The sequence below is a fragment of the Streptomyces laculatispora genome, assembly GCF_017353455.1.
Classification (GTDB): domain Bacteria; phylum Actinomycetota; class Actinomycetes; order Streptomycetales; family Streptomycetaceae; genus Streptomyces; species Streptomyces laculatispora.
Map to the genome: position 1 here is coordinate 1 of NZ_JAFMPZ010000078.1, position 21957 is coordinate 21957.

At 68.7% G+C, this 21957-nt stretch carries 18 protein-coding genes and 1 pseudogene; 7 read left to right on the forward strand and 12 right to left on the reverse strand.

Annotated features, from left to right (window positions below; all coding sequences use genetic code 11):
- Window positions 1-658: LacI family DNA-binding transcriptional regulator (locus J1C73_RS03900; RefSeq protein WP_207315092.1), on the forward strand; the 658-nt coding region annotated here is incomplete at its 5' end.
- A gap of 56 nt (window positions 659-714) precedes the next feature.
- On the opposite strand, the gene prcA is transcribed toward J1C73_RS03900, so the two are convergent.
- From prcA to arc, 6 genes and pseudogenes are all read right to left on the reverse strand, one after another.
- Complete coding sequence (gene prcA, locus J1C73_RS03905; RefSeq protein ID WP_207315093.1) at window positions 715-1611, reverse strand: proteasome subunit alpha; 897 nt, start codon at window positions 1609-1611, stop codon at window positions 715-717.
- Window positions 1612-1670: 59 nt separating this feature from the next.
- Window positions 1671-2516, reverse strand: a complete 846-nt coding sequence (gene prcB / locus J1C73_RS03910) for a proteasome subunit beta (RefSeq protein ID WP_123468678.1) — start codon at window positions 2514-2516, stop codon at window positions 1671-1673.
- A pseudogene (locus J1C73_RS03915) lies at window positions 2468-2659 on the reverse strand (endonuclease domain-containing protein); the annotation flags it as partial. The gene prcB and the pseudogene J1C73_RS03915, both read right to left, overlap by 49 nt.
- A 92-nt stretch (window positions 2660-2751) precedes the next feature.
- Entirely contained in the window at window positions 2752-2970 is a 219-nt protein-coding gene (locus J1C73_RS03920; RefSeq protein ID WP_123468680.1) for a ubiquitin-like protein Pup, read from the reverse strand.
- Window positions 2971-3090: 120 nt separating this feature from the next.
- Window positions 3091-4602 carry a depupylase/deamidase Dop gene (dop, locus tag J1C73_RS03925; RefSeq protein WP_185095655.1) on the reverse strand — a complete coding sequence of 504 codons (1512 nt, stop codon included), beginning with the start codon at window positions 4600-4602 and terminating at the stop codon, window positions 3091-3093.
- 238 nt (window positions 4603-4840) lie between these two features.
- A complete protein-coding gene (gene arc, locus J1C73_RS03930) occupies window positions 4841-6607 on the reverse strand; it encodes a proteasome ATPase (RefSeq protein WP_207315094.1) in 1767 nt (588 codons plus the stop codon).
- 241 nt (window positions 6608-6848) lie between these two features.
- On the opposite strand from arc, the gene J1C73_RS03935 reads away from it, so the two are divergent.
- The gene (locus tag J1C73_RS03935) at window positions 6849-7160 is read left to right on the forward strand and encodes a ferredoxin (RefSeq protein WP_123468686.1); all 312 of its coding nucleotides are present in this window, start codon (window positions 6849-6851) and stop codon (window positions 7158-7160) included.
- Between the two features lie 40 nt (window positions 7161-7200).
- Here J1C73_RS03935 and J1C73_RS03940 read toward each other — a convergent pair whose 3' ends face one another.
- The 3 genes from J1C73_RS03940 to J1C73_RS03950 form a co-directional block, all read right to left on the reverse strand.
- Entirely contained in the window at window positions 7201-7791 is a 591-nt protein-coding gene (locus J1C73_RS03940; protein WP_207315095.1) for a hypothetical protein, read from the reverse strand.
- Window positions 7792-8022: 231 nt separating this feature from the next.
- Window positions 8023-8928, reverse strand: a complete 906-nt coding sequence (locus J1C73_RS03945) for a tRNA (adenine-N1)-methyltransferase (RefSeq protein ID WP_123468690.1) — start codon at window positions 8926-8928, stop codon at window positions 8023-8025.
- Between the two features lie 61 nt (window positions 8929-8989).
- A complete protein-coding gene (locus J1C73_RS03950) occupies window positions 8990-10240 on the reverse strand; it encodes a site-2 protease family protein (RefSeq protein ID WP_207315110.1) in 1251 nt (416 codons plus the stop codon).
- A 171-nt stretch (window positions 10241-10411) separates the two neighbouring features.
- On the opposite strand from J1C73_RS03950, the gene J1C73_RS03955 reads away from it, so the two are divergent.
- Both J1C73_RS03955 and J1C73_RS03960 read left to right on the forward strand, forming a co-directional pair.
- The gene (locus tag J1C73_RS03955) at window positions 10412-11257 is read left to right on the forward strand and encodes a RecB family exonuclease (RefSeq protein WP_242643688.1); all 846 of its coding nucleotides are present in this window, start codon (window positions 10412-10414) and stop codon (window positions 11255-11257) included.
- An 8-nt stretch (window positions 11258-11265) separates the two neighbouring features.
- Window positions 11266-11937, forward strand: coding sequence for a response regulator (locus J1C73_RS03960; protein WP_123468692.1), 672 nt, complete (start codon window positions 11266-11268; stop codon window positions 11935-11937).
- A 74-nt stretch (window positions 11938-12011) separates the two neighbouring features.
- On the opposite strand, the gene J1C73_RS03965 is transcribed toward J1C73_RS03960, so the two are convergent.
- The 3 genes from J1C73_RS03965 to metH form a co-directional block, all read right to left on the reverse strand.
- Window positions 12012-13613: an ABC transporter substrate-binding protein gene (locus tag J1C73_RS03965; RefSeq protein WP_207315097.1), complete on the reverse strand. Its 1602-nt coding sequence runs from the start codon at window positions 13611-13613 to the stop codon at window positions 12012-12014.
- Window positions 13614-13988: 375 nt separating this feature from the next.
- Window positions 13989-14690 carry an HAD family hydrolase gene (locus J1C73_RS03970; RefSeq protein ID WP_207315098.1) on the reverse strand — a complete coding sequence of 234 codons (702 nt, stop codon included), beginning with the start codon at window positions 14688-14690 and terminating at the stop codon, window positions 13989-13991.
- 120 nt (window positions 14691-14810) lie between these two features.
- Window positions 14811-18323 carry a methionine synthase gene (metH, locus tag J1C73_RS03975; RefSeq protein WP_207315099.1) on the reverse strand — a complete coding sequence of 1171 codons (3513 nt, stop codon included), beginning with the start codon at window positions 18321-18323 and terminating at the stop codon, window positions 14811-14813.
- A gap of 221 nt (window positions 18324-18544) precedes the next feature.
- Between metH and J1C73_RS03980 the strand changes: the two genes are divergently transcribed.
- The 3 genes from J1C73_RS03980 (at window position 18545) to glpK (ending at window position 21955) form a co-directional block, all read left to right on the forward strand.
- The gene (locus tag J1C73_RS03980) at window positions 18545-19327 is read left to right on the forward strand and encodes an IclR family transcriptional regulator (protein WP_207315100.1); all 783 of its coding nucleotides are present in this window, start codon (window positions 18545-18547) and stop codon (window positions 19325-19327) included.
- A 239-nt stretch (window positions 19328-19566) separates the two neighbouring features.
- On the forward strand, window positions 19567-20358 hold the full coding sequence (locus tag J1C73_RS03985) for an MIP/aquaporin family protein (protein ID WP_207315101.1): 792 nt from the start codon (window positions 19567-19569) through the stop codon (window positions 20356-20358).
- A gap of 55 nt (window positions 20359-20413) precedes the next feature.
- On the forward strand, window positions 20414-21955 hold the full coding sequence (gene glpK, locus J1C73_RS03990; protein WP_207315102.1) for a glycerol kinase GlpK: 1542 nt from the start codon (window positions 20414-20416) through the stop codon (window positions 21953-21955).
- Window positions 21956-21957 lie beyond the last annotated feature (2 nt).

Below are 21957 nucleotides of genomic sequence, written 5' to 3' on the forward strand. Positions count from 1 at the left end.
CGACGGGGTGATCGCCTCGTCCATGGCCGCCGACGCGCTGGGCGCCCTGCACGGGGCCGATCTGCCCCTGGTCATGCTCGACAGCGATCCCTCGGCTCCGGGTCCGGCGGCCCGGGTCAACCTCGATGTCGCCGACGGGATGCGCCAGGTGACGGAGCACCTGCTCGCTCTCGGCCACCGCCGTTTCATCCACCTCGCCTCGGCCATCGACACCTGGACGTTCGCGGTCCGCGCCGGAGCCGTCCACGACGCCCTGCGCGGCGTGCCCGGCACCGATGTGCGCACCGTGCCGGCGGCGCTGGACGTACGGGCCGGCCGCGAGGCCGCGGAACGCGCGCTGGCCCTTCCCGGGCCCCGCCCCACCGCCATCGTCTGCGACGACGACATCCTGGCCGCAGGCGCCTGCAAGGCCGCCCGCCGGCTCGGGCTGCGGGTGCCGGACGACCTCTCGGTGACGGGCTTCGACGATCTGGCCCTGGCCACGGCCGTGGAGCCGGAACTCACTACCGTGCGGCTGCCGGCCGAGCAGGTCGGCGAGCGCGGCATGAGCGCCCTGCTGGCCGTTCTGGAGGGACGCACGGCCGAAACCGGCAGCCTGCCGGTGCACCTGGTCGTCCGAGGCTCGTCCGCTCCCCCGCCCACGGGCCGGCGCTCATGACAGAGCCCCGGCCCGCCGGAGCGGCGGACCGGGGCTCGGACACACAGCGGAACGTGCTACTCCACGTCCCCACCGGAATCCTTGGAGTCGGTGGAGTCCTTGGAGTCGGTGGAGTCGGTGGAATCGGTGGAGTCGGTGGCGGCTTTCTTCTCGCCCGACTTGCCGCTCGGCTTACCGGCGCCCGTCGTCGCCGCGGCGGTGTCGTCGCCGTCCTCCGTGTCCGAGGGGGCGTCCGTCGGCGTCGAGCCGGCGCCGTCCGCCTCCAGCAGCCGGGCCAGCTGCCGGCCGACGATCCGCTTGAACTTGCGCTGCTGCGGCCTCGTGCGGTCCAGGACCGCGACCTCCAGCCGCTCCGCGGGGATCTCCCGCTCACTGCCGTTGGGATCGCGGGACAGCGCCTGCACCGCCAGCTTCAGCGCCTCGGCGAGCGACATCCCGTCACGGTGCCGCTGGTCCAGGAAGGTGCTGATCTGCTCCGCGTTCCCACCGACGGCGACCGAGCCGTGCTCGTCCACGATCGAACCGTCGTGCGGCAGCCGGTAGATCTGGTCGCCGTCCGCCGCCGCGCCCACCTCCGCGACCACCAGCTCCACCTCGTACGGCTTCTCGGCCGCACTGGAGAAGATGGTGCCGAGCGTCTGCGCGTAGACATTCGCCAGTCCACGGGCCGTCACGTCGTCACGGTCATAGGTGTATCCGCGCAGATCGGCATAGCGCACACCGCCGATGCGGAGATTCTCGTACTCGTTGTACTTACCGGCGGCGGCGAAACCGATCCGGTCATAGATCTCGCTGAACTTGTGCAGCGCACGGGACGGGTTCTCGCCGACGAACACAATGCCGTCGGTGTACTGCAGCACAACCAGGCTGCGACCACGGGCGATGCCCTTCCGGGCGTATTCCGCCCGGTCGGCCATGGCCTGCTGAGGTGAGACATAGAACGGCGTCGACACCGGCTATCCGTCCCTTTCTGTCAGTGGCAAGAGCATCGAAGAAGCCTCGGAACGAGCGGTCAGAGCAGCTCGGCGCGCGGGCCGTCGGGCTCTACGAGCCGTCGTTCCAGAATCGAGCGGGCGATCTCGGAGGATTCCGTCTCGGTCAGCTTCCGGAAACCCTCGTCGGTGATGACGGTGATGATCGGATAGATACGCCGGGCCACGTCGGGACCGCCGGTCGCCGAATCGTCGTCCGCCGCGTCGTACAAGGCCTGTACGACCAGAGTGAGTGTCTGCTCCTCCGTCAGGTCCTCGCGGTAGAGCTTCTTCATGGAGGTGCGGGCAAAGATCGACCCGGAGCCGGTGGACGCGTACCCCTGCTCCTCGGAACGGCCTCCGGTGACGTCGTACGAGAAGATCCGGCCCCGCTCACGGTCGACGTCGTAGCCGGCGAAGAGCGGCACCACGGCGAGACCCTGCATGGCCATCGCCAGATTGCTCCGGATCATCGTGGAGAGCCGGTTCGCCTTGCCCTCCAGGGAGAGCTGGGCGCCCTCGACCTTCTCGAAGTGCTCCAGCTCCAGCTGGAAGAGCTTGACCATCTCCACGGCCAGACCGGCGGTACCGGCGATACCGACCGCCGAGTACTCGTCGGCCGGGAACACCTTCTCGATGTTGCGCTGCGCGATCATGCTGCCCATGGTCGCCCGCCGGTCACCGGCCAGAACCACGCCGCCGGGGAACGACGCCGCGACGATGGTGGTCCCGTGCGGAGCCTCGATGGCCCCCTTCATGGGCGGCAGCTGCCGATTGCCCGGCAGCATCCCGGGCGACTGGTCGGTCAGGAAGTCCATGAAGGAAGAGGACCCGGGCGTCAGGAAGGCAGCTGGTAGACGCCCGGTGCTACGAGTGTTGGCTTCCACGCGTTTCCCTCCAGGTAAGCGATGGCCCTGCGCAAGGTGTCAGGATCATCTCCCAACTTGCCTACGGCCGAATTGCAGTTGAAGCACCGTATGCCACGGACCCTACCCGTCCGACGGCAGTGATCCACATGTGTGGCGGAGGCATCCGGACCGATCGCGCGGCCCCTGCCCGGGGCGTGCGGTGCGGGCATCCGCCCGCACCGCACGCCGGTCGCCGGTCCCGGCGCCGAGCCGGTTACTCGCCACCCTTTTGCACGAATGAGCGAACGAAATCCTCTGCGTTCTCCTCGAGAACGTCGTCGATCTCGTCGAGAACGTCGTCGACGTCGTCGCTCAGCTTCTCCTGTCGCTCCTTGAGGTCCTCGGATGCCTGCGCTTCCTGCGCCTGCTCCTCGGCCCCTTCGGTGGAACGCGTCGCCTTCTGCTGTCCGCCGCCGGTGTCCTTGGTCGCCATATAGCTCACCCCGCTCGGTTCGAAGCACTTGATCAGACCCTACCTACGGGGTCCGACATTGGCCCGGTACTTGTCTCAACGTCCGGAGGTCATCGGAATGATTCCCAGCCGACGGCCCTTTCAGCCGCCCGACAGCACCCGGACCAGCTCTTCCGCGGTACGACAGCGGTCCAGGAGGTCCTTGACATGCTCACGGGTGCCCCGGAGCGGTTCCATGGTGGGCACCCGCTGCAACGAGTCGTGACCCGGAAGATCGAAGATGACCGAATCCCAGGAGGCCGCCGCGACGTCGTCCGCGTACTGGTCCAGGCAGCGGCCGCGGAAATACGCCCTGGTGTCCTCCGGAGGCGCTGTACGGGCCTGCTCGACCTCGTTCTCGTCCAGCAGGCGCTTCATCCTGCCGCGGGCCGCCAGACGGTTGTAGAGGCCCTTCTCGGCCCGTACGTCGGCGTACTGGAGGTCCACCAGATGCAGGCGGGCCGCGTCCCAGTCGAGGTTGTCGCGCTGGCGGTAGCCCTCCATGAGCTTCCGCTTGGCGACCCAGTCCAGCTCGCCCGACAGGCTCATCGGATCGTTCTCCAGCCGGTTGAGCGTGTCCTCCCAGCGGATCAGGATGTCCCTGGTCTGCTCGTCGGCGTCCGCCCCGTACCGCTCCTCGACGTACTTGCGGCCGAGCTCGAAGTACTCCATCTGGAGCTGCACAGCGGTGAGTGTCCGCCCGCTGCGCAGAGTGATCAGCTGCTGGAGATCCGGGTCGTGGGAGACCTGGTGCAGCGTGCGCACCGGCTGGTCCACGGCCAGGTCGACGTTGATGAAGCCGTCCTCGATCATGGAGAGGACCAGCGAGGTGGTGCCCAGCTTGAGATAGGTGGAGATCTCCGAGAGATTCGCGTCGCCGATGATCACATGCAGCCGGCGGTACTTCTCGGCGTCCGAGTGGGGCTCGTCGCGGGTGTTGATGATCGGGCGCTTGAGCGTGGTCTCCAGGCCGACCTCGACCTCGAAGTAGTCGGCGCGCTGGCTGATCTGGAAGCCGTGCTCGTGGCCGTCCTGGCCGATTCCGACCCGTCCCGCTCCGGTGACGACCTGGCGCGAGACGAAGAACGGGGTCAGATGGCGCACGATGTCAGAGAACGGGGTCTCCCGCTTCATCAGATAGTTCTCGTGCGTCCCGTACGAGGCGCCCTTGTTGTCGGTGTTGTTCTTGTAGAGGTGGATCGGCTGGGCGCCGGGCAGCTGGGCCGCGCGTTCGGCGGCCTCGGCCATGATGCGCTCGCCGGCCTTGTCCCAGAGGACGGCGTCCCTGGGGTTGGTGATCTCCGGGGAGCTGTACTCGGGGTGCGCGTGGTCGACGTAGAGCCGTGCCCCGTTGGTGAGGATGACATTGGCCAGGCCGATGTCCTCGTCCGTGAGCTGGCTGGAGTCGGCGGTCTCGCGGGCGAGGTCGAAGCCTCGCGCGTCACGCAGCGGGTTCTCCTCCTCGAAGTCCCAGCGGGCGCGGCGCGCCCGGTGCATCGCCGCCGCGTAGGCGTTGACGATCTGGGACGAGGTGAGCATGGCATTGGCGTTGGGGTGGCCGGGCACGGAGATCCCGTACTCGGTCTCGATGCCCATTACTCGCCGTACGGTCATGCGGCCCTCCTTGCCCGGCGGCGCTCCCTTCCGGGAGCGGCGCTCAAGTACCGCTGCTTGTCCGGTGCGTGCGCGGTTTGCCCGTACCCGCACTGCGCGACCGGGCGGTACGCAAGAGCCTAGAGCGCCTCTGTGCTGGTGGGGAGATCAATTACGTCATTGCTGCGGTGTCGTCGGAGCTGTCCGGAAAGCAACCGGCTGCGGATGCCCGGCCGGGCATCCGCAGCCGGTCTGCGTTCTACAGGTACTGCCCGGTGTTTGCCACCGTGTCGATGGACCGCCCGGTGTCCGCGCCCTGCTTTCCGGTGACGAGTGTGCGGATGAAGACGATCCGCTCACCCTTCTTGCCGGAGATCCTGGCCCAGTCGTCCGGGTTGGTGGTGTTCGGCAGGTCCTCGTTCTCCTTGAACTCGTCCACACAGGCCTGGAGGAGATGGGAGACGCGAAGGCCCTTCTGGCCCTGGTCGAGGAAGGCCTTGATGGCCATCTTCTTGGCCCGGTCGACGATGTTCTGGATCATCGCGCCGGAGTTGAAGTCCTTGAAGTACAGGACCTCCTTGTCGCCGTTGGCGTACGTGACCTCGAGGAAGCGGTTCTCCTCGGACTCGGTGTACATCCGCTCGACGACCGACTGGATCATGGCGTGCGCGGCGGCTTCCTTGGAGCCGGTGTGCTCGGCGAGATCGTCCGCGTGCAGGGGCAGCGAAGGCGTGAGGTACTTCGCGAAGATGTCCTTCGCGGCCTCCGCGTCCGGACGCTCGATCTTGATCTTCACATCGAGACGGCCCGGTCGCAGGATCGCGGGGTCGATCATGTCCTCGCGGTTGGAGGCGCCGATGACGATGACGTTCTCCAGGCCCTCGACACCGTCGATCTCGGCGAGCAGCTGGGGGACGATGGTGTTCTCCACGTCCGAGCTGACGCCGGATCCCCGGGTACGGAAGAGGGACTCCATCTCGTCGAAGAAGACGATGACGGGGGTGCCCTCACTCGCCTTCTCGCGGGCACGCTGGAAGACCAGGCGGATGTGGCGCTCGGTCTCACCGACGTACTTGTTGAGGAGCTCGGGACCCTTGATGTTGAGGAAGTAGCTCTTGCCGGTGGGCTGACCGGTGACTTCCGCGACCTTCTTCGCCAGGGAGTTGGCGACGGCCTTGGCAATGAGTGTCTTGCCGCAGCCGGGCGGGCCGTAGAGCAGGATGCCCTTCGGCGGCCGCAGCTCGTGCTCCCTGAAGAGGTCTGGGTGCAGATAGGGGAGCTCGACCGCGTCGCGGATCAGCTCGATCTGGTCGCCCAGTCCGCCGATCTTGTCGTAGTCGATGTCCGGGACTTCTTCGAGGACGAGCTCTTCGACCTCGCTCTTGGGAACGACTTCGTAGACGTAGCCGGACCTGGGTTCGAGCAGCAGGGCGTCGCCGGGCCGGATGGTGATGTCCAGCAACGGCTCGGCGAGCCGCACCACCCGTTCCTCGTCGGTGTGCCCGACCACCAGGGCTCGTTCGCCGTCCTCAAGGATCTCCTTGAGGGTGACGATGTCCCCGGCGCGCTCGAATTCCATGGCGTCGACCACGTTGAGCGCTTCGTTGAGCATGACTTCCTGGCCGCGCCGGAGGTCATCGAGCTCGACGCTGGGACTGATGTTCACCCGGAGCTTGCGGCCCCCGGTGAAGATGTCGCAGGTACCGTCCTCGTTGCCTTGCAGGAACACACCGAAACCGGCCGGTGGCTGTGCCAGCCGGTCGACCTCTTCCTTGAGGGCCACGATCTGGTCGCGGGCCTCGCGGAGTGTGTTGGCGAGCCGCTCGTTCTGAGCGGACACGCCTGCGAGGTTGGTCTGGAACTCGACGATCCGCTCTTCGAGAATCCTCGTATGGCGCGGAGAGTCGGCGAGCTTACGTCGCAGGACGGCGATTTCCTGCTCGAGATAGGCGACCTGGCCGGCTGGGTCATCGGACCCCCGCCCGGGCCGGATGCCGCGGTTGATGTCGTCGTCGTGGGCTGCCACGGTCCTCACCTCCTCCAAGGGGAGCTGGACGCTTCCTGACCCTACCTGGGTGGGTGATGATTGAAACCCCTAGATCACAAAGACTGTGGGGTGTGTCCGATCTTCACCCTTGCGCTCTCCCTCGTGTCAGGGGAATACCCACCCTTCAACATCGGAAAGCGGCCGGTTGTATCGTCGAAGTGTTCAACACCCGTCAGGGCTGGCTTTTTTTGGTTCGGATACGCAGGAAACGGCAGGCGAAATGACCGTGCAGCAGGACGCTCCCACCGGCAGCGAGACGCAGGACCTGGAGGTCTGGATCGACCAGGACCTCTGCACGGGGGACGGCATCTGCGTGCAGTACGCGCCCGAGGTCTTCGAGCTGGACATCGACGGACTCGCCTATGTGAAGAGCGACGGCGACGAGCTGCTGCAGGACAAGGGGGCGACCACCCCGGTGCCGCTGCCACTCCTCCAGGACGTGGTCGACTCGGCCAAGGAGTGCCCGGGCGACTGCATTCACGTACGACGCGTTTCGGACAGGGTCGAGGTCTTCGGTCCCGAGGCCGCCTGACCCGCCGGCCCCCGGGCCGGCGGCTGCGCGGAGTGACCGGTCAGGCGCTGCCGTCGGCGGAGTCGCCGGACAGGCTGCTCCGTACGAAGGCCCCGTTCTGCCATTGCCAGGTGACCTTCTCCTGCTGGTCGGGGCAGCAGGACGGGATCGCGGGCGAGGAATAGCCGAGGAGCGTGGCGGAGACGACGCCGTCACGCACCGTGAAGTCGCCGACGCTCATCTTCTGGGCGGGGTCCACCAGGGTCGCGACGATCCTGGGTGCGGCCCCGCTTCCCTGTGTGAGGACGTAGACGCCACTGGGCGGGGTACCGGATCCGGCCGCGCAGTGGACCACCGCGACGGTTTCCGGACGGCCGTCGCCGTCGAGGTCGCCGGGAACCTGTTTGGCGACCGTGTTGCCGACGCCGCCGCATTCCAGTGGGAACACCGCGCGGGCCGGATCGGGCGGGGGGACGGCCGCCGCGCCGTGCTGCACCGCGGTGCGGCGGGGCGTGGTGGAGGCCGAGGCGGCCGTGTCGGGCTGGAGCAGGCCGGCTGCCGCGACAACGGCGGCCATGGCCGCCGCGGTGGCGAGCCAGTGCATCGTCGTCGTCTCGGTGTGCGCGAGGTCCGGGAGCGCGGAGGTCTGCACGCGGGATGTCTCCTGTGGTTCCTTTGGTGCGGAATGCCTGAGAGGGCAGTGCCGTCGGCGGCCGGGTGGGGGGTGGCCAGCATCGTGCCACACCTCACACATCAGCGGAACGGTGGGGTCCTTGCGGATTGTGTGCCCGGTGCGCGGGCAACGGGTACAACGAAAAGGCGCCGCAGCCGAGTTCCCGGGTCTGTCCGGGAACTCGGCCGCGGCGCCGGTGCGTTGCGCGGGTCAGTCGCGGGCGGGGCCGCTCTTGCTGCCCGGGCCGTCGTAGTCGTCGCCGTAGGCCCCCTTGGAGGGGCGGCGGCGGCGCGGCGGGGCCTGGACCCCGTCGGCCAGCCGGCGGGCGGTGACGAGGAAGCCGGTGTGTCCGATCATCCGGTGGTCCGGGCGGACGGCGAGACCCTCGACGTGCCAGTTGCGGATCATCGACTCCCAGGGCTGCGGTTCCGCGAAGCAGCCGATCTCACGGATGGACTCGACCGTCCGGGAGAGCTGGGTGGTGGTCGCCACGTACGCGCAGAGGATGCCGCCGGGGACGAGCGCCTTGGAGACGGCGTCCAGGCACTCCCAGGGCGCGAGCATGTCCAGGACGACGCGGTCGACGTCGGTGTCCGTCAGGTTGTCCTGGAGGTCGCCGACGGTGAGCTCCCAGGCGGGGTGCGGACTGCCGAAGTAGCGCTCGACGTTCTGTGTGGCGATCTCGGCGAAGTCCTCGCGGCGCTCGTAGGAGTGCAGCATCCCCTGCTCGCCGATGGCGCGGAGCAGGAAGGTGGAGAGGGCGCCGGATCCCACGCCGGCCTCCACGACACGGGCGCCGGGGAAGATGTCGCCGAAGGCCAGGATCTGCCCCGCGTCCTTGGGGTAGACCACGGCGGCGCCGCGGGGCATGGACAGGACGTAGTCGGGGAGCAGGGGGCGCAGCGCGAGATAGACGACGTTCCCCGTGGTACGGACAACACTGCCCTCGGGAGCACCGATCAGCTCGTCGTGCGAGAAAGAACCCTTGTGGGTGTGGAAGTTCTTTCCGGCTTCGAGCGTGAAGGTGTAGTGGCGTCCCTTGGGATCGGTGAGCTGGACCTGGTCCCCGACCTTGAAGGGCCCACGTCGGCGGGCGGCACCGGTCGGTTCAGACATGTGACCAGCGTACCGGTGTTTCCGTGCGCTCCGACCGCCTGTACGCACACGGCCCAGGGGCTCAGGCGGCGGGCCGGGCCATGGCGGCGACGAACGCCCGTTCCACGTCGGCCGTGGACAGCACCCCGTAGATCTCGCCGGTGTCCTCGACGACGAGGTACTCGGTGGCGGGGCTGGCCTTGAGCCGGTCCAGGAGGGCTTCGCCGGCCAGTTCGGCGGAGACCTTCATGCCGTCGGTGAGGTCCTGGGCGAGGCCGCCGACGGCGACCCAGGGGCGGCGGTGTTCGGGGACGGAGACGATGGCGGCCTCGCGGACGACGGCCTTGGGTTCGCCGTTTCCGTCGACGACGACGAGGGCGCGGGCGCCCGCCTCGTTGGCCCGGCGCAGCGCCTCGGAGAGCGGGGTGGCCGCCTCGACCGGTACCGCGCGCCGGGTGAGGGCGCGGGCGCGCAGGTCGGGGAGGTGCTCGCGCAGCCGGGCCATGCGCAGGCTGTTGCCCGCGCCGGTCCAGATGATGGCGGCGAGGACCGCGGCGAGCAGGGCGTCGATGACCGTGTCCATGCCGCCGAGGTCGTCGGGGTTGTTCCCGAACGACCCGGTCCGGGTGAGGAGGGGAAGGCCGATGAGGGTGGTGACGGCGAGGGCGCGGCCGACCCAGGCGGCGGCGACGGTGCCGCTCATCGGGCGGCCGGTGATCTTCCAGACGACGGCGCGGAGCATCCGCCCGCCGTCGAGCGGGAGGCCGGGCAGCAGGTTGAAGACGGCGACGATGAGGTTGGAGATCATCAGCCCGCCGAGCAGCACACCGGGGACGGTGCCGCGCTCGACGAAGTTCAGCGGGATGTAGAAGACGCCGGCCAGGACGAGGGAGAGCAGCGGGCCTACGAAGGCGAGGAGGAATTCGCGGCCGGGGGTCTCGGATTCCTTCTCGATCTCGGAGACGCCGCCGAAGAACTGGAGCTGGATGCGGCGCACCGGGAGCTTGTAGTGCAGCGCGACCACCGTGTGCGCGAGTTCATGGACGAGCACGGAGGCGTAGAACGCGATGGCGAAGAAGAGGGCGACGAGGTAGCGTGCCGCGCCGAGGCCGGGCAGGACCCGGTCGAGCTGGCCGCCGAAGACCCAGGTGATCAGGGCCGCGACGAGGAACCAGCTCGGGGCGACGTAGACCGGCACCCCGAAGGGGCGGCCCATGAGGATGCCGCCGCCGGGCTCGTCGCGGCGCCCCGGTTTGCCCTTGTCGGGGCCGGCGCCGGGGTCCGTTCCCCCTGCGCCGGGCTGCGGCCGCCCGCTGTTGCCGCTCTCGTCCACGAGGTCCCTTCGGTCGGTGCCGTCCGGCACGATCATGCAGTGTTCGGGGGTCTGTGGTCGATGGTATGCCGGTTGTTGTCAGTAGCGGGTCGTAGGGTCTTCGTCATGACCTCAGTGCCGCGGCTGCCTCAGCCGCCCTCGTCCCTTTCCCCGTCGCGGGCGAGCGACTTCATGCAGTGTCCCCTGCTGTACCGATTCCGGGTCATCGACAAACTGCCCCAGAAGCCCAGTGAGGCGGCTACCCGGGGGACGCTGGTCCATGCGGTGCTGGAGCGGCTCTTCGACAACCCGGCGACGGAGCGGACGCCCGGCCGGGCCACGGCGCTGATCCCGGCGCAGTGGGACCGGCTGCTGGAGTCCAGGCCGGAGCTGTCGGAGCTGTTCGCCGAGGATCCGCAGGGCGAGCGGCTCTCGCGCTGGCTGTCGGAGGCGGAGCGGCTCGTGGAGCGCTGGTTCTCGCTGGAGGATCCGACGCGGCTGGAGCCCGCCGAGCGGGAGCTGTTCGTCGAGACGGAGCTGGATTCGGGGCTGCGGCTGCGCGGGGTGATCGACCGGATCGACGTGACGCCGACGGGCGATGTCCGGATCGTCGACTACAAGACGGGGAAGGCGCCGCGTCCGGAGTACGCGGAGGGTGCCCTCTTCCAGATGAAGTTCTACGCGCTGGTCATCTGGCGGCTGAAGGGCGTGGTGCCGCGCCGGCTCCAGCTGGTCTATCTCGGCAGCGGGGACGTGATGACGTACGACCCGGTGGTGGCGGACCTGGAGCGGGTGGAGCGCAAGCTGCTGGCCCTCTGGGAGGCGATCTCGCTGGCCACGGAGACCGGCGAGTGGCGGCCGCGGCCGACGAAGCTGTGCGGCTGGTGCGACCATCAGGCGCTCTGTCCCGAATTCGGTGGCACTCCCCCGGTCTATCCGCTGTCGGTACGCCCGGCGGAACCGGGGCAGGACGCCCAGGGCAGAATGGACCCGGTCCGTGCTGAGGCCGGCCGGCCTGTGGCCCTCGAAGGACCTTAAGGAGAACCGTGGCAATCCGCGTCCTACTGGTCGATGACCAACCGCTGCTGCGCACCGGCTTCCGGATGATTCTGGAGGCGGAGGGTGATCTCGCGGTGGTGGGCGAGGCCGGTGACGGTCTCCAGGCTCTCGACCAGGTGCGGGCGCTGCAGCCCGATGTGGTGCTGATGGACATCCGGATGCCGCGGATGGACGGTGTCGAGGCGACGCGTCAGATCACCGGTCCCGGCCGGGACGGTCCGGCGAAGGTGCTGGTGCTCACCACGTTCGATCTCGACGAGTACGTGGTGGAGGCGCTGCGCGCCGGTGCCAGCGGCTTCCTGCTGAAGGACGCCCCGGCCAATGAGCTGGTGCAGGCGATCCGGGTGGTCGCGGGCGGCGAGGCGATGCTGGCTCCGAGTATCACGCGCCGGCTGCTGGACAAGTACGCGGACCATCTGCCGTCCGGCGAGGAGCCGGTGCCGGACGCGCTGAACACGCTGACGGACCGCGAGGTGGAGGTCCTGAAGCTGGTGGCGCGCGGGCTGTCGAATGCGGAGATCGCCGCCGATCTCTTCGTCAGCGAGACGACGGTCAAGACGCATGTGGGCCATGTCCTGACGAAGCTCGGGCTGCGCGACCGGGTGCAGGCGGCCGTCTACGCCTACGAGAGCGGGCTGGTGCGCCCCGGCGCCCAGTGACCCGGCCGGGTTCCGGGGCCGGGTCAGCGGTGGCCGGCCGGCGCCGCTGACCGAGCTGTTGCCGCGTCCGGCGCTCAGCTTGCGCCGTGGCCGAGCTCCCAGAGCTGGAGGTCGGCGGAGGAGTTGACCGCCCACTCCACGCCGGTGAGGCTTTCGCGGGAGGCGACGTACTGCTTGCCCTGCCAGACCGGGAGCACCGGCACGTCCTGCGCGACGATGTCCTGGAGCTGCTTGAAGGTCCTGGCCGCGACGCTGCGGTCGGCCTCGCGGCGGGACCGCGGGATGAGCGTCTCCTGGGCGGCGGACGACTCGTAGGGCGAGTTGAGGAAGTTGTTACTGCCGAGGAACGGCGCCGTGTAGTTGTCCGGGTCCGGGAAGTCGGGGAACCAGCCCATGCCGTAGACGGCGTACTCGCCGCGCAGTTCGGCCGGGCGGTACTTCGCCCAGGGAGTGCCCTGGACGGTCACGTCGAACAGGCCCGTGTCGTTGAGCTGCTTGCGCAGTGTCCTGAACTCGGTCGCGGTCGCGTCGCCGTAGTGGTCGCTCGTGTAGTGCAGCGTGAACTTCACCGGGGTGCGGATCCCTGCGTCCTTCAGTGTCGCGGCGGCCTTGGCCGTGCTGGGCTCGCCGTACTTGTTGAAGAACGAGTTGGTGTGCCCGGCGATGCTGGACGGGATCAGTGAGTACAGCGGTTCGGCCGTGGTGCCGTACACCTCGCTCGCGATCTGGCCCCGGTCGATGACCTGGGCCATGGCCTGGCGGACCGCCTTGTTCTTCACGGCGGGGTCGTTGGTGTCGAATCCGAGGTAGCTGATGGCGAGGCCGGGCATCTCGGTCAGCTTGATGCCGTCCCGGGGGTGCTCCAGCATCTCCTGCGACTGCTTCGGCGACATGGTGCGGGTCATCATGTCGATCTTCTTCTTGTCGAGCGCCTTGCCCATGGCGGTGGCGTCCGGGAAGAGATCCAGTTCGACCTTGTCGTTCAGCACCTTGAGATCCCCCTTGTAATGGGGATTCCTCGTGAAGACGACTTTCACGACCTGATCGTTCTTCACTTCCGGCTTCATCGTGTACGGACCGGAGCCGTCCACCTGGAATCCGTTGCGCGGGGAGGTCGCCGGGTATGTGCCCGGCTGGATTATTCCGGCGGGCGGGGTGGCGAGCTTGTAGGGGAAGGTCGCGTCCGAGGTCCGGAGGTGGAATACGACCTCGCGGTCGCCCTTGGTCTCGACGGTGTCGATGTTGTCGAGCAGGGCGACGGGCCCATTGGTGGACTTGATCCGGATGACGCGGTCGATGGAGTACTTGACGTCCTCGGCGGTGACCGCGCTGCCGTCGGCGAATTCCAGGCCGCTGCGCAGCTTGCAGCGGTAGCTCTCGTTCGCCGTGTCCGTGAAGGCGCAGCTCTCGGCGGCCTCGGGCACCGGCTCGCCGCCGCCGCGCGGGACGTGCATCAGCGTCTGCACGGTCTGCCGCAGTACGTTCCAGACGCCCGCCTCGTAGCCGATGGCGGGGTCGAGCGGTGCGGGAGCGTCCTTCGAGGCGACGAACTGGTCCGTGGTGCCGACAACGATGGCGTCGCTGCCGTCGCTCCCACCGTCCGACGCACCGCAGGCGGCGAGTACGGGCGCGAGCAGGCCGACGACGGCCGGCAGCACCAGTGTCTTGCGGTTCATCCTGGACGTTCTCCCTCATCCGGTCATGGAGAAAACGACATTAGTAGGCCCCATCGGCATGGCCGGACCCGTGGAGCCCGGTGCGTAATCGGATGGCGACGGGAATGCATGACGAGCCCATTCCGAGATACCGGAATTATTCGTACAGGGATTCATGAACCGGGACACTTGGGTACGCCAAAACGGACAGCCCGGCGAATCCCGCGAACATATTGGCGACCAAACGGGTGATGAAGGTCACTCAATAACGTCTCGGTGAACACTTTCAGGTATTGACATGCACCCGACTCGCTTACACATGAGCGCGACAGAATAAGCACGGTCCGACGCCGAGAGTTTTTCTGTTCATTCACAGCAGCACTCTCGGTGTGCGGCTCAATGCATTCCCGTGACCAGACCCCTGAGAAATGCGAGATCGACTTCTTCGAGGGAACTCACGACGACCCGGCCGGCGGCGGGCGCGATCGGTGACACCGACGGCACGGCGACCACCCGGCATCCGGCCGCCTCCGCCGCGGCCACCCCGGTCGCGGTGTCCTCGATGACCGCACAGAGCCGCGGGTCGGCCCCGAAGCCGCTCGCCGCGGTGAGATACGGCTCCGGGTGCGGCTTCGTCCGGGTGACCTCGTCGCCCGCGACGGTCAGCGCGAAATGGTGGTGGCCCACGGAGTCCAGCACCCGGTCGATGATCCGCCGGTGCGAGGCCGAGACCAGAGCGGTGGGGATCTCGTGCCTGCCCAGTTCGGCGAGCAGCCGGGCCACGCCCGGCATCAGCGGCACACCAAGGCCGATGCGCTTCTCGAAGCGGTCGTTGAGCAGCACGGTCAGCTCGGGGAGCGTGATGTCGGCACCGGTGGAGTCGATCAGGTACCCGGCGCTGCGGGTCATCGGGCCGCCGACCACCACGTCCCGCCACGCCTCGTCCAGCCGGTGCCCGAGGTCCGCGAAGACCTCCACCTCGACGTCCCACCAGAACCCCTCGGTGTCCACCAGGGTGCCGTCCATGTCGAGAAACACGGCCTGCAGGGCCGCACCCTCGGCCGTACGGGTCAGGGACGCGGAAATCGTACTGGTCATCCGGCACACCTTTCATGAGGGGCGAGAAGGCCGGCCACCGCTCCCCGGAGGGAGGGCGACCGGCCTGCACTGGACCGACCAGTGTACGACTCGTCCCGCTACCGCGCGTTGAACGGCGTCTTACCGCGCGTTGAAGTACTTCGCTTCGGGGTGGTGGATGACGATCGCGTCGGTGGACTGCTCGGGGTGGAGCTGGAACTCCTCGGAGAGGTGCACCCCGATCCGCTCGGGCTGGAGCAGGTCGGCGATCTTCGCCCGGTCCTCCAGATCCGGGCAGGCGCCGTAGCCCAGGGAGAAGCGCGCGCCCCGGTACTTCAGCGCGAACATGTCCTCGACCTCGGCCGGGTCCTCGCCGGCGAAGCCCAGCTCCGAGCGGACGCGGGCGTGCCAGTACTCGGCGAGCGCCTCGGCCAGCTGGACGGAGAGCCCGTGCAGCTCCAGGTAGTCGCGGTAGGCGTTGGCCTCGAAGAGCTTGGCGGTCTCGCCGCCGATCTTCGAGCCGACGGTGACGACCTGGAGGCCGATCACGTCCGTCTCGCCGGACTCCTCCGGACGGAAGAAGTCCGCGAGGCACAGGCGGCGGCCGCGGCGCTGGCGCGGGAAGGTGAAGCGGGTGCGCTCCGAGCCGTCCTCGTGCAGCAGGATCAGGTCGTCGCCCTTGGAGACGCAGGGGAAGTAGCCGTAGACGACGGCGGCCTCCAGCAGGTTCTCCGTGTGCAGCTTGTCCAGCCAGCCACGCAGGTGCGGGCGGCCCTCGGTCTCGGCCAGTTCCTCGTACGTCGGTCCGTCACCGGCGCGGGCCTGCTTGAGGCCCCATTGGCCCTTGAAGAGGGCTCCTTCGTCGAGCCAGGAGGCGTACTCCTTGAGCTGGATGCCCTTGACGACCCGGGTGCCCCAGAACGGCGGGGTGGGGACCGGGTTGTCGACGGCCACGTCGGAGCGGACGCCCTCCTGGGTCTCCTCGGCCTCAGGTGCGGGCGTGTCGCGCTTGGGCACCCGGCGCTGCTTGAGTTCGGGGAGGGTGGCGCCCGGGACGCCGCGCTTGACCGCGATGAGCGCGTCCATCAGCCGCAGGCCCTCGAAGGCGTCGCGGGCGTAGCGGACCTCGCCCTCGTAGATCTCGTGCAGGTCCTGCTCCACGTAGGCACGGGTGAGGGCGGCGCCGCCGAGGATCACCGGGTAGTCGGCGGCCAGCTTGCGCTGGTTCAGCTCCTGGAGGTTCTCCTTCATGATCACGGTGGACTTGACCAGGAGGCCGGACATGCCGATGACGTCGGCCCGGTGTTCCTCGGCGGCGTCCAGGATCGCGGAGACGGGCTGCTTGATGCCGATGTTGACGACGTTGAACCCGTTGTTCGACAGGATGATGTCGACGAGGTTCTTGCCGATGTCGTGGACGTCGCCGCGGACGGTGGCCAGCACGATGGTGCCCTTGCCCTCGGCGTCCGACTTCTCCATGTGCGGTTCCAGGTGGGCCACCGCGGTCTTCATGACCTCGGCGGACTGGAGCACGAACGGCAGCTGCATCTGGCCCGAACCGAAGAGTTCACCGACGACCTTCATGCCCTCCAGCAGGGTGTCGTTGACGATGTCGAGGGCCGGGCGGCTCCGGAGCGCCTCGTCGAGGTCGGCCTCCAGGCCGTTCTTCTCGCCGTCGATGATGCGGCGCTGGAGGCGCTCGTCGAGCGGCAGTGCGAGGAGTTCCTCGGCCCTGCCCGCCTTCATCGACTTCATGTTGACGCCCTCGAAGAGCGCCATGAGCTTCTGCAGGGGGTCGTAGCCCTCGGAGCGGCGGTCGTAGATCAGGTCGAGGGCGACCTTCGCCTGCTCCTCCTCCAGCCGGGCGATCGGCAGGATCTTCGACGCGTGCACGATCGCGGAGTCGAGTCCGGCCTTGACGCACTCGTCGAGGAAGACCGAGTTGAGCACGACGCGGGCGGCCGGATTGAGCCCGAAGGAGATGTTCGACAGCCCGAGCGTGGTCTGGACGTCGGGGTGGCGCTTCTTCAGCTCGCGGATCGCCCCGATCGTCGCGATGCCATCGCCCCGCGACTCCTCCTGGCCGGTGCAGATGGTGAAGGTGAGGCAGTCGATGAGAATGTCCGACTCCTGGATGCCCCAGTTGCCGGTCAGGTCCGCGATGAGGCGCTCCGCGATGGCGACCTTGTGCTCGACGGTGCGGGCCTGGCCCTCCTCGTCGATGGTCAGCGCGATCAGGGCCGCGCCGTGCTCGGCGGCGAGCCGGGTGACCTGGCCGAAGCGCGACTCGGGTCCGTCGCCGTCCTCGTAGTTGACCGAGTTGAGGACCGCGCGCCCGCCGAGCTTCTCCAGGCCGGCCCGCAGCACCGGCAGCTCGGTGGAGTCGAGCACGATCGGCAGGGTGGAGGCGGTGGCGAACCGGCCCGCCAGCTCCTCCATGTCCGCGACCCCGTCACGGCCCACGTAGTCGACGCAGAGGTCGAGCATGTGCGCACCCTCACGGATCTGGTCGCGCGCCATCTCCACACAGTCGTCCCAGCGCGCCTCCAGCATCGCCTCACGGAACTTCTTCGACCCGTTGGCGTTCGTACGCTCACCGATCGCGAGGTACGAGGTGTCCTGGCGGAACGGGACGGTCTGGTAAAGCGACGCGGCGCCGGGCTCCGGGCGCGGGTCCCGGGCGGTCAGGGCCGAGCCGCGGACCCGGTCGACGACCTGACGCAGATGCTCCGGGGTCGTACCGCAGCAGCCTCCGACCAGCGAGAGCCCGTACTCCTGGACGAACGTCTCCTGGGCGTCGGCGAGACCCTCGGGGCCGAGCGGGAAGTGCGCGCCGTCCTTGGTCAGGACCGGCAGTCCGGCGTTGGGCATACAGAGCAGCGGGATACGGGAGTGGCGCGTGAGGTAGCGCAGGTGCTCGCTCATCTCGGCCGGCCCGGTCGAGCAGTTCAGGCCGATCATGTCGACGCCGAGCGGCTCCAGGGCCGTCAGGGCAGCACCGATCTCCGAGCCGAGCAGCATCGTCCCGGTCGTCTCGAAGGCCAGCGAGACCAGCAGCGGCAGGTCGCTGCCCAGGGCCTCCAGCGCGCGCCGCGCGCCCAGGATGCCGGCCTTGGTCTGCAGCAGGTCCTGGGTCGTCTCGACGATGAGCGCGTCCGCGCCGCCCGCGATCAGCCCCTCCGCGTTCTGCTGGAATCCGTCACGGAGCTTCACGTACGGAGCGTGGCCGAGTGTCGGCAGCTTCGTCCCGGGGCCCATGGAGCCGAGTACCCAGCGCTGCTGTCCGGTGGAGGCGGTGAACTCGTCGGCGACCTCGCGGGCGATACGCGCGCCGGACTCGGACAGCTCGTGGACCCGCTCGGGAATGTCGTACTCGCCCAACGCCGCGGTGTTGGCACCGAAGGTGTTCGTCTCCACGCAGTCCACACCGACCGCGAAGTACTCCTCGTGCACGGAACGCACGATGTCGGGGCGGGTGAGGTTCAGGATCTCGTTGCAGCCTTCGAGATTCTCGAAGTCCTCGAGCGTGGGGTCCTGCGCCTGGAGCATGGTGCCCATCGCACCATCGGCCACCACCACCCGGGTGGCGAGCGCCTCGCGGAGGGCTGCGGATCGGGTCCGGCTGTCGGCGGAAGGGGTCGGCGACGAGGCCATGGATGTACTCCCTGGGATGCGACGGCTGTCGGCTTTGCGGCTTCGGCGGAAGGCGCACCTGGCCAGGGTAGCCGGGCTGCGTCCCGGGCCGTCACTCTGTCCCACGAATCGGACTGCATGCTGTTCAGGGGGCCGACGGGACCGGCGGGGTGCCGCGGAATTCCCCTGCGATCGAGCACGGGTCGGCATGGACCGATACTGTTCAGCATTGTCGAACCACAGTGGAGGAGTACGGCGCGATGGCCAAGAACATCCAGTCGCTCGAGCGGGCGGCCGCGATGCTGCGGCTGCTGGCGGGCGGCGAGCGGCGACTGGGACTCTCCGACATCGCCTCCTCGCTGGGCCTGGCCAAGGGCACCGCACACGGCATCCTGCGCACGCTCCAGCACGAGGGTTTCGTCGAGCAGGACGCCGCCTCCGGCCGCTATCAGCTCGGCGCCGAGCTGCTGCGGCTGGGCAACAGCTATCTGGACGTCCACGAGCTGCGGGCCCGCGCGCTGGTCTGGACGGACGACCTGGCCCGCTCCAGCGGCGAGAGCGTCCATCTGGGCGTCCTGCACCAGCGGGGCGTCCTCATCGTCCATCACGTCTTCCGGCCCGACGACAGCCGGCAGGTCCTGGAGGTCGGGGCCATGCAGCCACTGCACTCAACGGCCCTGGGCAAGGTACTGGCGGCCTACGACCCGGTGGCGCACACGGAGGCCATGGAGGGCGAGCGGCAGTCCTTCACGCCCCGCACCGTCACCGATCCGGAGGAGTTCGAGTCGATGCTCGACCTGATCCGCGCGCGCGGCTGGGCGGCCGACATGGAGGAGACCTGGGAGGGGGTGGCCGCGGTGGCCGCCCCGATCCACGACCGGCGCCGGATGCCGGTCGGCGCCGTGGCCGTGACCGGCGCGGTGGAGCGGGTCCGCACGGACGGCGAGCTGCGGCCCGACCTGATAGCGGCGGTACGGGACTGCGCCCGTGCGGTCTCCCGGGACCTGGGCGCCAGGCGCTTCTGAGTCCCCCGCGGAATCACCGGTGACGAGCGGCTCAATCGAGTTGTAGGCCACAGACCCCTTGACGGCTCATTCACCTGGGAGAAACACTGCCGTTCATCGGTCGGCATTGCCGAACACTTAACGGAAACAAGAGTTAGGGTGTGACAGTGCCAAGGGCCGGTATCGCCCTCACCTGAGGGCGCGGACCACCGGAGGGACCCGGGGTTCGGCTTCCTGGACGAAGGACAAAGGAGTCGCGGGTGTCCAGCTCCGACATCTTCATCGGCGAGACCATCGGTACCGCCGTACTCATCCTGCTCGGCGCCGGTGTCTGTGCCGCCGTCACGCTGAAGCACTCGAAGGCGCAGAACGCCGGCTGGCTCGCGATCACTTTCGGTTGGGGTTTCGCGGTCCTGACCGGCGCATATATGGCCGGCGGCGTTTCCGGCGCGCATCTCAACCCGGCCGTCACCATCGGTCTCGCGATCGAGGGCGGCACCAAGTGGAGCGACGTACCGCTCTACCTCGCCTCCCAGCTTCTCGGCGCGATGATCGGCGCGGTCCTGGTCTGGCTGACCTACTACGGACAGTTCCGGGCGCATCTGACGGATCCGAAGGTCCTGAGCGACCACAAGAGTGAAGAGGGCATGGTCGACCCGGCGGCGGCCCCCAAGGCCGGACCGGTGCTCGGCGTCTTCTCGACGGGCCCCGAGATCCGCAACGTCGTGCAGAACGTCGTCACCGAGGTCATCGCCACGGTCGTGCTGGTCCTGGCGATCCTCACCCAGGGCCTCAACGACAACGGCAACGGCCTCGGCACGCTCGGCGCCCTGATCACCGCCCTGGTCGTCGTCGCCATCGGCCTCTCGCTCGGCGGCCCGACGGGCTACGCGATCAACCCGGTCCGCGACCTCGGTCCGCGGATCGTGCACGCGCTGCTTCCGCTGCCGAACAAGGGCGGTTCCGACTGGGGCTACGCCTGGATCCCGGTCGTCGGCCCCCTCATCGGCGGCGCGCTCGCGGGCGGGCTCTACAACCTCGCCTTCGCCTGAACCACAGAGCCCAGAGCCGTAACCCCAAGACCTCACAGACCTCCGGGAGCACACCGTGACCGACGCACCTACCACCGGCACCCACGGAACCGGGCCGTTCATCGCGGCCATCGACCAGGGCACCACCTCCAGCCGCTGCATCGTCTTCGACAAGGACGGCCGGATCGTCTCCGTCGACCAGAAGGAGCACGAGCAGATCTTCCCGAAGCCGGGCTGGGTCGAGCACAACGCGACCGAGATCTGGGAGAACGTCCAGGAGGTCGTGGCGAGCGCCATCGTCAAGGCGGGCATCACCGCCGCCGACGTGAAGGCGATCGGCATCACCAACCAGCGCGAGACCACTCTTATGTGGGACAAGAACACCGGTGAGCCCGTCCACAACGCCCTCGTCTGGCAGGACACCCGCACCGACGCGCTCTGCAAGGAACTCGGCCGCAATGTGGGCCAGGACCGCTTCCGCCGCGAGACCGGACTGCCGCTCGCCTCGTACTTCGCCGGGCCCAAGGTCCGCTGGCTGCTCGACAACGTCGAGGGTCTGCGCGAGCGCGCCGAGCGCGGCGACATCCTCTTCGGCACCATGGACTCCTGGGTCATCTGGAACCTGACCGGCGGCACCGAGGGCGGCGTGCACGTCACCGACGTCACCAACGCCTCGCGCACACTCCTGATGAACCTGCACAAGATGGCCTGGGACGACAAGATCCTCGCGTCCATCGGCATTCCGGCCGCGGTGCTGCCCGAGATCCGGTCCTCGGCCGAGGTGTACGGCCATGCCAAGGGCGGCGTGCTCGACGGGGTGCCGGTCGCCTCCGCGCTCGGTGACCAGCAGGCCGCGCTGTTCGGCCAGACGTGTTTCGCCGAGGGCGAGGCCAAGTCCACGTACGGCACCGGCACCTTCATGCTGCTGAACACCGGCGAGACGCCCGTCAACTCCTACAACGGGCTGCTGACCACGGTCGGCTACCAGATCGGCGACCAGAAGCCGGTGTACGCCCTGGAGGGGTCGATCGCCGTCACCGGTTCGCTGGTGCAGTGGATGCGCGACCAGATGGGCCTGATCCAGTCCGCCGCCGAGATCGAGACCCTGGCCTCGTCGGTCGAGGACAACGGCGGCGCGTACTTCGTGCCCGCCTTCTCCGGCCTGTTCGCCCCGTACTGGCGCCCCGACGCCCGCGGCGTCATCGCCGGCCTCACCCGCTACGTCACCAAGGCGCACATCGCCCGTGCCGTGCTGGAGGCCACCGCCTGGCAGACCCGCGAGATCAGCGACGCCATGACCAAGGACTCCGGCGTCGAGCTGACCGCGCTCAAGGTCGACGGCGGCATGACCTCCAACAACCTGCTGATGCAGACGCTCGCCGACTTCCTGGACGCACCCGTGGTGCGGCCCATGGTCGCCGAGACCACCTGCCTCGGCGCCGCCTACGCCGCCGGCCTGGCCGTCGGCTTCTGGCCGGACACCGACGCGCTGCGCGCCAACTGGCGCCGGGCCGCCGAGTGGACCCCCCGCATGGACGCGGACACCCGCGACCGCGAGTACAAGAGCTGGCTCAAGGCCGTGGAACGGACCATGGGCTGGCTCGAAGACGAGGAGTAGAG

Bases quoted from the DNA above. Each gene is read 5' to 3' on its own strand.
- J1C73_RS03955 (WP_242643688.1), top strand. From the start codon at position 10,412: ATGCAGTGTCCCCTGCTGTACCGATTCCGGGTCATCGACAAACTGCCC.
- metH (WP_207315099.1), bottom strand. From the start codon at position 18,323: ATGGCCTCGTCGCCGACCCCTTCCGCCGACAGCCGGACCCGATCCGCA.
- J1C73_RS03945 (WP_123468690.1), bottom strand. From the start codon at position 8,928: ATGTCTGAACCGACCGGTGCCGCCCGCCGACGTGGGCCCTTCAAGGTC.
- J1C73_RS03935 (WP_123468686.1), top strand. From the start codon at position 6,849: ATGACCGTGCAGCAGGACGCTCCCACCGGCAGCGAGACGCAGGACCTG.
- J1C73_RS03920 (WP_123468680.1), bottom strand. From the start codon at position 2,970: ATGGCGACCAAGGACACCGGCGGCGGACAGCAGAAGGCGACGCGTTCC.
- J1C73_RS03965 (WP_207315097.1), bottom strand. From the start codon at position 13,613: ATGAACCGCAAGACACTGGTGCTGCCGGCCGTCGTCGGCCTGCTCGCG.
- dop (WP_185095655.1), bottom strand. From the start codon at position 4,602: ATGACCGTACGGCGAGTAATGGGCATCGAGACCGAGTACGGGATCTCC.
- J1C73_RS03970 (WP_207315098.1), bottom strand. From the start codon at position 14,690: ATGACCAGTACGATTTCCGCGTCCCTGACCCGTACGGCCGAGGGTGCG.